10 protein-coding genes are annotated in these 12,402 nt (G+C 45.8%); 4 read left to right on the top strand and 6 right to left on the bottom strand.

What is annotated here, in order from left to right; translation table 11 throughout:
- Nucleotides 1-32: 32 nt before the first annotated feature.
- The 3 genes from OO778_RS09930 to OO778_RS09920 are packed head-to-tail and all read left to right on the top strand — an operon-like array spanning nt 33 to nt 3,282.
- Nucleotides 33-1,154, top strand: coding sequence for an ABC transporter ATP-binding protein (locus tag OO778_RS09930; RefSeq protein ID WP_048626301.1), 1,122 nt, complete (start codon nt 33-35; stop codon nt 1,152-1,154).
- Nucleotides 1,151-2,431, top strand: a complete 1,281-nt coding sequence (locus tag OO778_RS09925; RefSeq protein WP_264909534.1) for an ABC transporter permease — start codon at nt 1,151-1,153, stop codon at nt 2,429-2,431. Before OO778_RS09930 ends, OO778_RS09925 begins: the two co-directional genes overlap by 4 nt.
- 2 nt (nt 2,432-2,433) lie before the next feature.
- Nucleotides 2,434-3,282 (top strand): ABC transporter permease, encoded by an 849-nt coding sequence (locus OO778_RS09920; RefSeq protein WP_006741629.1) that lies wholly within the window; start codon nt 2,434-2,436, stop codon nt 3,280-3,282.
- Between the two features lie 120 nt (nt 3,283-3,402).
- Here the strand turns inward: OO778_RS09920 and OO778_RS09915 are convergent, their stop codons facing one another.
- Nucleotides 3,403-3,837 (bottom strand): hypothetical protein, encoded by a 435-nt coding sequence (locus OO778_RS09915; protein WP_074191227.1) that lies wholly within the window; start codon nt 3,835-3,837, stop codon nt 3,403-3,405.
- A 302-nt stretch (nt 3,838-4,139) separates the two neighbouring features.
- On the opposite strand from OO778_RS09915, the gene OO778_RS09910 reads away from it, so the two are divergent.
- On the top strand, nt 4,140-6,584 hold the full coding sequence (locus OO778_RS09910) for a collagenase (protein WP_264909530.1): 2,445 nt from the start codon (nt 4,140-4,142) through the stop codon (nt 6,582-6,584).
- A 160-nt stretch (nt 6,585-6,744) separates the two neighbouring features.
- On the opposite strand, the gene OO778_RS09905 is transcribed toward OO778_RS09910, so the two are convergent.
- From OO778_RS09905 to oppB, 5 genes are read right to left on the bottom strand one after another with little or no spacing between them, the layout of a single operon-like run.
- Nucleotides 6,745-8,541, bottom strand: coding sequence for an aminopeptidase P family protein (locus OO778_RS09905; RefSeq protein WP_264909528.1), 1,797 nt, complete (start codon nt 8,539-8,541; stop codon nt 6,745-6,747).
- Nucleotides 8,541-9,533 (bottom strand): oligopeptide/dipeptide ABC transporter ATP-binding protein, encoded by a 993-nt coding sequence (locus tag OO778_RS09900; RefSeq protein ID WP_264909526.1) that lies wholly within the window; start codon nt 9,531-9,533, stop codon nt 8,541-8,543. Before OO778_RS09900 ends, OO778_RS09905 begins: the two co-directional genes overlap by 1 nt.
- A gap of 9 nt (nt 9,534-9,542) precedes the next feature.
- Nucleotides 9,543-10,526 carry an oligopeptide/dipeptide ABC transporter ATP-binding protein gene (locus tag OO778_RS09895; protein ID WP_264909524.1) on the bottom strand — a complete coding sequence of 328 codons (984 nt, stop codon included), beginning with the start codon at nt 10,524-10,526 and terminating at the stop codon, nt 9,543-9,545.
- Between the two features lie 10 nt (nt 10,527-10,536).
- On the bottom strand, nt 10,537-11,469 hold the full coding sequence (locus OO778_RS09890; protein WP_074191232.1) for an ABC transporter permease subunit: 933 nt from the start codon (nt 11,467-11,469) through the stop codon (nt 10,537-10,539).
- Between the two features lie 9 nt (nt 11,470-11,478).
- Nucleotides 11,479-12,399, bottom strand: a complete 921-nt coding sequence (gene oppB, locus OO778_RS09885; protein ID WP_258473542.1) for an oligopeptide ABC transporter permease OppB — start codon at nt 12,397-12,399, stop codon at nt 11,479-11,481.
- Nucleotides 12,400-12,402: the final 3 nt, after the last annotated feature.

Below are 12,402 nucleotides of genomic sequence, written 5' to 3'. Positions count from 1 at the left end.
CGTAATATTCAAAAAATGAGAAGAGGGAAGTCATGAGCACGGAAAACAAGGACTATGTCAGCTTTCAACACGTTAAGAAAACCTACGATGGCACGAATTTGGTGGTGAAAGACTTCAACTTAGATATTGCTCCTGGAGAGTTCGTTACTATGTTGGGGCCGTCAGGATCGGGCAAGACCACTTGCTTGATGATGCTAGCAGGCTTTGAAACTGCGACCGGTGGAGACATTTATATTGATGGCGTTCCTGTCAATCATCTCGCGCCGCACAAGCGCGATATTGGTATGGTGTTTCAAAACTATGCGTTGTTCCCACATATGACCATTGCTGAGAATCTTGCGTTTCCTTTAAAGGTGCGAAAACTCGACAGTGACACGATTCAAAGCAAAGTTCAGAGTGTATTAGAAATGGTCGAGCTTGAGCATGTTGCGACTCGATACCCAAAGCAGTTATCAGGTGGTCAACAACAGCGTGTCGCGTTAGCGCGAGCATTAGTGTTTGAGCCTAAACTCGTGTTGATGGATGAACCACTAGGCGCATTAGATAAGCAGCTGCGCGAGCAAATGCAGATGGAAATTAAACATTTGCATGAAAAGCTTGGCATTACCATTTTGTATGTGACGCACGATCAAGACGAAGCTCTCACTATGTCCGACCGTATTGCGGTTTTTAATCACGGCGAAGTGCAACAACTCGCGACACCAACCGAGCTTTATGAATCTCCGAGTAATACGTTTGTTGCGCAGTTTATCGGAGAAAACAACCAACTCTCAGGTTTAGTCAAAGAGTGGAACGGAAAGTATTGCCAAGTGCTCGTTGGGAAAGAGTTATTTACTGCGAAACCTGTCAGAGTCTCTGAGCAAGGGCAGAGAACAACACTTTCCATTCGACCAGAAAAGATTGTTATTCAACCAGAGAAAGCGTCTTGTGAGAACCAAGTCTCAGGCGTCCTACGAGAATTGATTTATCACGGTGATCATTATCGTCTGGTCGTCGAAGTAGAGAGCGTTGGTCACTTCATCGTTAAAGTACCTAACGATAATCGTAAACACTTGCAGTTAACGCCTGGCTCAATTTGTCGTATTGGTTGGCAAAGTGACGATTGCCATGCTCTTGATGGGACACAAACTCAAAGTAGCGAGGTAGCAGCATGAGTCGAGAGCTAACCGCATTAGATTCTGTATTGGAGATCGAACGCCAAGTTCATCAGCAAGAAACCAATCTGAAAGCGCAGTTGCAAAAGGCAGAGCGCCGAAAAAAGCTTCGCTCCATTATGCTCACAACGCCATTGGTGTGTTTTATTCTGCTTACGTTTGCTTTTCCTATCCTCGATATGCTTTATCGAAGCGTGGATAACCGAGAAATATCCCAGTCACTACCACAAACTATTCAAGCATTAGAAAGTTGGGATTATCAAGGTCTGCCTCATCAAGAAGTCATTGAGGCATTCTCTGTTGAAGTACTTGCGCTTTATCAAAGCAAAGAGCTGCCGAAAATAGCCAATCGGATGAATATTGAAGAGTCTGGTATGCGCAGTTTACTCATGAAAACCGGCAGAAAGTTGTCTCGTTTGACGTCGCTGCCGAGCTCGGTGACACAGTTGGCTAAGCTGGATAAGCGATGGACTAATCCTAAATATTGGGCGGCGTTTAAGAATCTTAGTGGCGCATTAACATTCAGTCACTATCTTGCAGCGCTAGACTTGCAAGTGAATGAGTTTGGAGACATTGAACCCCAACCAGAAAAACGCCAAATATACGTCGACCTTTTCTTTAAAACTTTTTGGATGTCTATTTCAATCACCTTAATTTGTTTGGTGATGGCGTACCCCGTTGCTTACCTGCTTGCCAATTTACCTGATAAGCGCGCGAACTTACTTTTAATCATTGTGCTGCTGCCATTTTGGACATCATTATTAGTCAGAACTACGTCTTGGATTGTTCTGCTGCAAAACCAAGGGGTCATTAATGATCTCCTTATTTGGTCGGGTTTTACTTCTGAGCGAATTCAGATGATTCACAATACCTTCGGAACGGTGGTGTCTATGGTGCACATCCTGTTGCCTTTTATGATCCTGCCTTTGTATAGCGTAATGAAAGGAATTAGCCCAACTTATTTCCGTGCCGCTCGTTCTCTAGGCGCGACGCCTTTCATTGCGTTCATCAAAGCTTATATGCCGCTTACGTTACCGGGGATAGGTGCGGGGGCCTTGCTTACTTTCATTCTTTCTATTGGCTTCTACATTACGCCCGCTTTGGTTGGTGGAAGAAGCGGACAGATGATCTCCAATATGATTGCCTATCATATGCAGACATCACTGAACTGGGGGATGGCTGGCGCATTGGGTGGACTGCTTTTGTTCGTTGTACTGGTTCTGTTTTATATGTTCAACCGTGTGGTTGGCATTAACAACCTTAAGGTAGGGGGATAACCATGGCATTACCAAACTATGCATCAAAAGTAGAGCGAGTTGCTTACGCAGGTTACTTAGCTTTTTGTGGGGTGGTGCTGTTCTTTTTAATCGCTCCAATTCTGACCATCATCCCGTTATCGTTTAATGCAACGCCTTACTTTACTTTTACCGAGGGGATGTTAAACCTTGACTCGGCAGCGTATTCTACTCGCTGGTATCAAGAAATGTTTACTAGTGATCAGTGGCTGTTGGCGCTGAAAAACAGCACGTTTATTGCTTTTATGGCGACACTCGTTGCAACAGGGCTAGGAACTCTGGCGGCGTTGGGTTTAGCAAGTAGTAACTTGCCTTTTCGCAATACGATTATGGCGCTGTTGATCTCACCCATGATCGTACCAGTCATTATCTCTGCTGCTGCGATGTACTTTTTCTACACACGCCTTGGCTTATCACAAACTTATTTAGGCGTCATTTTGGCACACGCTGCGTTAGGTACGCCTTTTGTCGTCATTACCGTTACTGCGACGTTAAGCGGCTTTGACCATAGCTTGGTAAAAGCGGCGGCTAGCTTAGGAGCAAACCCTGTTTATACTTTCAGACACATTACCTTTCCTCTGATTCGTCCGGGGATGATTTCTGGCGGCTTGTTTGCTTTTGGCACTTCGTTCGACGAGGTTGTGGTGGCGTTATTCCTGACTGGGGCAGAACAAAAAACCGTTCCTAGGCAGATGTGGTCAGGAATTCGAGAGCAAATCAGTCCGACTATATTGGCGGTCGCTACGTTGCTGATTTTTATGTCGGTGTGTTTGCTCGTGACATTAGAAGTTTTACGTAGACGTAATGTACGCATTCGGGGCATTCAAGAATAACCAGACTTTTTCTTTGTTGGTCACTATGCACTTTTGTTTAGGGACACCTCAATTTTTGACCAAGTGCGCCTTATTGTAGGCGCTTTTCTTTTGTGTTTGTCGTCAGCGATGACTGACATATCACTCTTGTAGCTTAATGCCAGCTTGCTCGAAACGTGCCAAAGGCGACTTGTTCGATTGCTGATACCAACTAGCTGGCATGTTTGATTTAAGTTGCGCTTTTTCTTCCTTGCTAATCACAACATAGTGCAAAAACGTATTAAGTGTGGTTACCATCACGTCAAACGTCATTTCCCCATCTTTGCTGATGGTTTTCAATAACCCAACGACGGTTTCCTCAGAGACTAACGGTTCAACCACCGCCTTTTTTCGCTCTTTTATTGATGTTGAAGCGGGCAGGTTTGCACGTGCCGTCTCCCAGCAAACTTTGTTGGTTTTACTGACAAGGTTGTGCTTGTAGCAGTAGTAACTGAATAAAAAGCGTGGCAGGTTTTGCCAGCGTTCGGCTTGGACTTCTAACCAGAGGTGTTGTAGCTCAATATCAGCGTCGGTCATAGGAGTTGTTTAGCAAAAATAAAAGAAACCATTTTATCGCTTTTGTGAGGAGCAATAAAAGATATTTGAATGGAAAGATAAACAACTAGTTGATCAATATTACTAAAGCAAATCGATTTCTGGCAAGCTCGTGCAACGGCAACTCGAGTACCAAAAACTGATACCGCTACATCTAGTTGTTAACAAAATGTTTCTTCTTGTCTTGCGAGTAGATTATATGGAGATGCTCTTGCAGTAATAAGGGCAGTGGCGATGCAAAAGACGTAATGCATCTAAGGAAAACTCAATATAGAAGAAATTAGATGGAACTGAAGACTTTGAGTGTCGCGATTGCGACAACATTAACCAGCACTGGCGTATTTGCGTTAAGCGAGCCAGTTTCTCAAGTTACAGAGCAACATGCACATTCGGCTCATACACACGGTGTTGAATCCAATCGAGTTGAATACCAACCAACCGCAACTCTCCCTATTCAGCCCTCCAAGGCAACTCGAGTACAGTCACTTGAAAGCCTTGATGAGTCGAGCACTGCTTGTGATTTGGAAGCATTGGTTACCGAAAGCAGTAACCAATTGATCAGCGAAATTTTAAGTCAGGGCGCGACGTGCGTGAACCAGTTATTCTCTGCTGAAAGTCGGATTCAAGAGTCGGTATTTAGCTCCGATCATATGTACAACATCGCTAAGCACACTACGACATTGGCGAAGGGTTATACGGGTGGCGGGAGCGATGAACTCGAAACGTTGTTCTTATACTTACGCGCGGGTTATTACGCCGAGTTTTACAATGACAACATCTCATTTATTGAATGGGTCACACCAGCGGTGAAAGAATCAGTGGATGCGTTTGTTAATAACGCAAACTTCTACGAGAACAGCGACCGTCACGGCAAAGTGCTTAGTGAGGTCATCATCACTATGGATAGTGCGGGCTTGCAGCACGCGTACTTACCGCAAGTGACCCAGTGGCTTACACGTTGGAATGATCAATACGCCCAGCACTGGTATATGCGCAATGCGGTTAATGGTGTTTTCACTATTTTGTTTGGTGGGCAGTGGAACGAGCAATTTGTGCAAGTAATTGGTAACCAAACAGACCTTGCCAAAGCTTTAGGCGATTTTGCTCTAAGGGCGTCATCAATCGGTGCTGAAGATGAGTTTATGGCCGCGAATGCAGGGCGAGAGCTCGGGCGTCTGACCAAGTATACGGGTAACGCGAGTTCTGTGGTGAAGAGTCAGCTGAGTCGAATCTTTGAACAGTACGAAATGTATGGTCGGGGTGACGCGATTTGGCTTGCGGCGGCAGACACCGCCTCATATTACGCAGATTGTAGTGAGTTCGGAATTTGTAATTTCGAAACTGAGTTAAAAGGCTTGGTGCTATCGCAAACTTATACTTGTAGTCCGACAATCCGAATTTTGTCTCAGAATATGACGCAAGAGCAACACGCGGCCGCATGTTCTAAAATGGGCTACGAAGAGGGTTACTTTCATCAGTCATTAGAAACTGGTGAACAGCCAGTAAAAGATGACCACAACACTCAGCTCCAAGTCAATATATTCGATTCAAGCACCGATTATGGTAAGTACGCAGGGCCAATTTTCGATATTAGTACTGACAATGGCGGTATGTACTTGGAGGGCGATCCTTCCCAGCCGGGGAATATTCCCAACTTTATTGCTTATGAAGCCTCTTATGCGAACGCGGATCACTTTGTCTGGAACTTAGAGCACGAATACGTGCATTACTTAGATGGTCGATTTGATCTCTATGGAGGGTTTAGTCATCCAACTGAAAAAATAGTGTGGTGGAGTGAAGGCATTGCAGAGTATGTCGCTCAAGAAAATGACAACCAAGCAGCACTTGAGACGATTTTAGACGGCTCGACATATACCTTAAGTGAGATTTTCGAGACTACTTATGATGGGTTTGATGTCGATCGAATTTATCGTTGGGGGTACTTAGCTGTACGTTTTATGTTTGAAAATCATAAAGATGACGTAAACCAAATGCTGGTGGAAACACGCCAAGGGAATTGGAGCAATTACAAAGCAACGATCACCCAATGGGCGAATTTATATCAAAGTGAGTTTGAGCAGTGGCAGCAAGCCCTTGTCTCAAATGGTGCACCTAATGCAGTCATAACCGCAAACAACAAGGGGAAAGTCGGTGAAAGCATTACATTTAGCAGTGAAAACAGTGCAGACCCAAACGGGAAGATCGTCAGCGTCTTATGGGACTTCGGTGATGGCTCGACAAGTACACAAACCAAGCCGACGCACCAATATGGGAGTGAAGGGGAGTATTCGGTCAGCCTAAGTGTGACAGACAGTGAAGGCTTGACGGCAACCGCCACTCATACTGTTGTTATCTCAGCGTTGGGCGGTAATGACACATTGCCACAAGACTGCGCGGTGCAAAGTAAAGTAAGCGGTGGGCGCTTAACAGCAGGAGAGCCAGTTTGCTTGGCAAATCAACAAACCATTTGGCTAAGCGTGCCAGCGGTGAATGAGAGCTCAAACCTGGCGATAACGACGGGGAATGGTACGGGCAACCTAAAGCTTGAATACAGTAACTCTGGTTGGCCGGATGATACTAATCTTCACGGATGGTCAGATAATATTGGTAATGGAGAGTGTATTACGTTGTCAAATCAGAGTAACTACTGGGGCTACGTTAAAGTCTCTGGTGACTTTGAGAATGCCGCCATCGTCGTTGATTTTGATGTTCAGAAGTGTCGTCAGTAGGGCAATTTAACTACGTCATTTAAACTAAGTGGAGCGCCTCGCTAACATCGCGGGGCATTTTTGTTTTTACGCCGTTATCTCTATAAAAAAAACCAGCCCGAAGGCTGGCAAACAAGGAGTTTGAGATGAAAATGAAAACGTTATAAAACTTGCTGATATCCTATTTCTCAATAAGTTGGGTTGTGCTTTGCAGCCAGTTTTTATCTTGCGCATCAAGAAAAGGGCTAAGCGCCTGATAGACACGTGAATGGTAATGATTAAGCCAGTCTAGCTCTGCTTGATCTAGCATTGATAAATCAAGGGCGTTGGTCGCAATGGGAGCAAGAGTGATGGTCTCAAAACCGTAGAACGTGCCGAACTCATTTTGTTCTACTTCTACAACTTTAAGAATGTTCTCTATTCTTACCCCGTACTCACCTTCGCGATAAACGCCTGGTTCATTAGTAATGACCATACCTGGTTTTAGCTCAACCTCGTGGTGGCTTTGCGAGAAATTTTGTGGGCCTTCGTGAACATTCAAGCAAATGCCTACGCCGTGTCCAGTGCCGCACTTGTAATCAATACCATGTTGCCATAAGACGCCACGCGCCATGATATCAAGATTGGCACCCGTAGAGCCTTTCATGAATCGAGTCTGAGTCAGTCGGATGACCGCTTTGAGCACCAAGGTATAATCTTTGCGCTGCTTAACGGTCGGTGACCCGAAGTGGAAAGTACGGGTGATGTCTGTTGTCCCGCCAAGGTATTGACCACCAGAATCGACGAGAAAGAAGTTGCTTTCATTGACTACTGCATTGCTTTCTTCATCGGCGGCATAATGCATTTTTGCCCCGTGAGCTGCGAAGCCTGCAATAGTGCGGAAACTGTCACTTACATAATGTCGGGTTTGACGGCGATAGTGATTCAGTTGTGCCTCAGCAGACAATTCTGTAACGAGTCCGCTTGGAACTTGCTCTTCTAGCCAGTTCATAAACCTTACTATTGCCACACCATCATCCGTTAATGTCTGCTCTAGGCTAGTTAGTTCGGTCGCATTTTTTATGGCCTTCATTGCCGTTACAGGGCAAGCCATTGGTTTTAGATTCACATTCTGTTCAATCGAACTCACCAATAAGCTGTCTGTGTGGGTCGGGCTAAAAGCGATCGATAATCCCTCACATTGCTGATTCAAATACTGACTTACGTAGTTGTAATGGCGAATGTGTACACTCTGCTCGGTCAACGACTTTTCAACGTCTTGAGGCAGTTTGGCTTTATCAATAAACAGTGTCGCAAGTGATTGCTCTACGATTAGATAAGCTTCAGAAACTGGGCAATAATTCGTATCACCACCTCGAATATTCATTGTCCACATGACATCATCTAGCGTTGACACTAATAAGCTATCTACTTGGTTCTCGGTTAACCAAGAACGGATTCTCGCTAACTTATTTTCTGTGTCAACGCCAGCAAAAGCGGTGGGATGCTCGAATACGGGTGCACTTGGGCGAGGTGGTCTTTCAAGCCAAATCGGTGCGAGTAAATCCAGGTCGAGAATGATCTTAATGTTTTTCGCTTCAAAGGCTTGTTTGAGGCCTTGATAATAAGCGTAACTGATGGCGCGCCCGTCAACCGCGATAATACTGTTTTCAGGGAGCATGGTAGCTAGCCATTTGGCAATTGTCGGCGTTTCTGGTTGTTTGGCTTTAAACAGTTCAAGTCCTGTGCCGTGTAACTGTTCTTCAGCTTGAATATAGTAACGACCATCAGTCCACAGGCCGCCACCTTGTTGGGTAATGACGACATCGCCTGCTGAGCCGGTAAAACCTGAAATCCAGCTTCGCGCTAACCAGTGATCCGCTGAGTATTCGCTGTTATGCGGGTCATTGTTGGTCACGATATATGCAGACACGTTGTGAAAGGACATTGCCTCACGCAATAACGTAAGGCGTTGGTTTACTGAGTTAGTATTGTTCATTAAATGGTTCCTAAAGTCATATTTGAGCAATAGATATGATGCTGCTCCGAGCCTTTTTTTATTGGGTTCTGTTGCCCGCATACTTCTGTGGCTTCTGGGCATCGAGTACGAAAAACGCAACCGCTCGGTGGGTTAAGTGGAGAAGGAAGATCGCCGGGCAATAGTTGTATTTCACGGTCACGTGCTAATTGCGGATTAGCTATCGGGACAGCAGATAACAGTGCTTTGGTGTAGGGGTGTTGTGCATCATCAAATACTTTATCGTAACGTCCTACTTCCATAGGTTTACCAAGATACATCACCATAACGCGGTCGCTGATGTGGCGCACCACGCTTAAGTCGTGCGCAATCATTACCAGTGTTAACCCCATTTCTTGTTTAAGATCATCTAGAAGATTGATGACCTGAGCTTGTATGGAGACATCTAGCGCACTAACGGGTTCATCACACACGACCAAATCTGGATTGAGAATTAATGCTCTGGCAATGCCCACACGCTGGCATTGACCTCCGGAAAATTCATGTGGATAGCGGTTTCGCTGGCTCGCCAAGAGACCCACTTTATCCATCATAGCGATGACTCGCTTTTCTACCTCTGCCCGTTTAAGTTGCGGCTCGTGGGTGAGCAGTGGTTCGGCGATGCATTCTGAGATGGTTAATCTCGGATTCAAACAAGCGGATGGGTCTTGAAACACCATCTGAAATTCTCTGCGTCGAGAGGAAAGTTCTTTCTTACTAAACCCGCGCATGTCTTGACCTTTCCAAGTCAACTCGCCATGTGTAGGTTCAATTAAGCGAAGTAAGGCGCGTGCAGGCGTTGATTTTCCGCAGCCTGATTCCCCCACAATGCCAAGTGTCTCACCTCGATAAACATCTAAGTCGATACCATTGACCGCTTTCACGATTTTACGTCGACTTGGAATAAGGTGACGCGACACAGGAAAGTGGACGTTTAAATCACGAGCAGACATGAGGACTTCTTTTTTATTCATAACGCCTCCTTAAGCTTTTATTTGAATAGGAGTGATAACACTGGGTGCGTTAACGTGACAGGCAATGGACTGGCTCGTGTTTAATGGAGAAAACCGTGGGGTTTCGTATTGGCAACGCGTCTCTCGATGCTCGCACCGCTCTCTAAACGGACACCCTTTATGGTTAATCAACGCACTTGGTGGGTTACCTGGGATGGTTGGTAAACGCGGCATATCTTCAGTGATAGAAGGAATAGCCTTTAGCAGGCCTTGAGTATAGGGGTGAGCAGGTTGAGCGAACAATGTCTCGGTATCTGATTGCTCCATTTTTTGACCACCATACATGACCAATACGCGATCACACATCTCGGCGACGACGCCCATATCGTGAGTGATCAGTAAAATGGCCGTATTGAACTCTTGTTGTAAGTCTCGTAATAGCGTCAAAATTTGAGCCTGAACGGTTACATCTAATGCGGTGGTTGGTTCGTCTGCAATTAATAACTCGGGCTTACACAACAACGCCATCGCTATCATGATTCGCTGACGCATTCCGCCAGATAATTCGTGAGGGTATTGATTCATCCGAGTTTCGGGAGAGGGAATACGCACCGCATCCAACATGTGAATCGATTCAATTTTTGCTTGTTTTCGGCTCATTCCTTTATGAATCATGAGAACTTCACAAAGCTGCTTGCCAATTTTCATGAATGGATTAAGTGACGTCATCGGATCTTGAAAGATCATTCCGATTTTCTCTGCACGGATGCGGTTGAGCTGCTTTTTCGACATCGCGAGTAAATCATCACCGTGGAACATTGCGCTTCCAGACACGGCGCCGTTATCCGTGGTTAACCCCATTAATGCGAAAACAGACTGGCTTTTTCCCGAACCTGATTCCCCAACAATCCCAAGAGTTTCGCCCGCTTTAATCGAGTAGGAGAGATTACTGACCGCTTGCACTTGCCCATCTGGCGTATCGAAGCGCACGTTCATGTTTTCAATAGATAGCATGGGTTTGTCCTTATCGGTCTTTCGGGTCAAGAGCATCACGCAAGCCATCGCCGATGAAGTTAAAACAAAAGAGGGTGGCAACTAAAAACAGAGAGGGAAAAAGCAGCATCCACAATGCAACGTCAATCGTTTTTGCGCCTTCGGAAATTAGGATTCCCCAGCTCGTGTCGGGTGGTTGAACACCAAGCCCTAAGAAGCTCAAAAACGATTCGAACATAATGAATCCTGGTACCATTAAGGAGGAATAAACCATCACGATCCCAAGCACATTAGGCAGAACATGGCGTCGGACAATTGTTAATTTAGAAACCCCAATAGAGTGTGCGGCTTCGATGAACTCTCGCTTTTTTAGACCGAAGGTGACACCACGTACAACACGGGCAATGCCCAGCCAAGATACCATTCCGATCACGATAAAAATCAGGTAGATGTTGTTGCCAAAAAGGGTAACAAACAGGATAACCATAAACATAAATGGCACCGAATCGAGCACCTCAATAATGCGCATCATTACGCTATCTACAACGCCGCCAAGATAGCCGGAAATACTTCCCCAAATCGTACCAATAACAACGGCGACTAAGGCCCCGACAAAGCCCACCAAAATAGAGAGCCTGCCACCTTGCATCGTGCGAGCGAAAACATCTTGCCCGAGATCATCGGTACCAAAGTAATGGCCACTGCTCAGTGAAGGTCTCCCTAGCTCGTACGGATCGATGAGCACTTCCCAGTCAATTTCATCATGGCCAAAAGCGGCAAGAGAGGGGCCGAAGGTGATGCATAAGGTAATGAACGCCAAAACATACACTGATGTCATCGCGGCTCTGTTTTTACGAAATCGAGTCCATGCATCCTGCCAAAGACTGCGACCTTCGACGGCTTCAATATTGTCGACGACTTGATCTTGAAGAGCTTGTGTATCCAGTTTTTTGATCGTTAACATGCCGGACTCCTAAACGCGTATACGAGGGTCGATAATCGTATATAGCAAGTCGACCACAAGGTTAAAGAAGATAGTGAGTGAAGCGACAATCAGAGTAATGCCCATTACTAGGCCGTAGTCGCGGTTGAGAGCCCCAGACACAAAGTGTTGTCCCATGCCACCTGTACCAAAGAAAATGTCGATAATTACCGAGCCTGTCACGACAGACACAAACGCAGGGCCGAGCATCGCAACGACGGGAATCAGGGATGGTCGCAAAGCGTGATGGAATAAAATGTAGGTTGTGGACAAACCTTTGGCTTTTGCCGTTCGAATGTATGGTTGGTTGAGCGTTTCAATCATTGCGCCACGCATGACGCGTGCAATACTCGCAATGGAGCCAATCGCCAGGCTGAGCACGGGAAGAACAAGAAAAGCCAGCTTTCCTCCTTCCCAACCACCAGCAGGGAACCAGCCGAGCTGAATAGCGAAGATCATGACTAAAACTGGAGCAAGCACGAAAGCCGGAACCACAACTCCAGTCATCGAAAGTGTCATCAGGCCGTAATCTAGGCGGCTATTTCGGTTCAATGCCGCAACGGTGCCAAGCAACATGCCAAGTGGAACGGAAATGCAAAAGGAGAGTACGCCTAATACTGCTGAAACTGGCCATGATTGTGCGACGAGCTGTGTAACACTGAAGTCTTGATAAACGAAGCTCGGACCGAGATCTCCTTGTATGAAATTACCAATGTAAATCCAAAACTGAGTAAGGAAGGGCTGGTCCAAATGGAATTTTGCTTCGATATTCGCACGTACCACCTCTGGCATAGGCCGTTCCATATCAAATGGCCCCCCTGGTGCAATGTGCATCAGCCAAAATGATACGAGTGCGATGAATAGAAGCGTGGGGATAGCGATAGCTAATCGCTTAACAATGTACCAAATCATGAT

It is taken from the genome of Vibrio sp. STUT-A16 (assembly GCF_026000495.1).
Taxonomy (GTDB): domain Bacteria; phylum Pseudomonadota; class Gammaproteobacteria; order Enterobacterales; family Vibrionaceae; genus Vibrio; species Vibrio diabolicus.
Note: the sequence above shows the minus strand (reverse complement) of the source record. Positions and strands in the feature narration are given on the sequence as shown.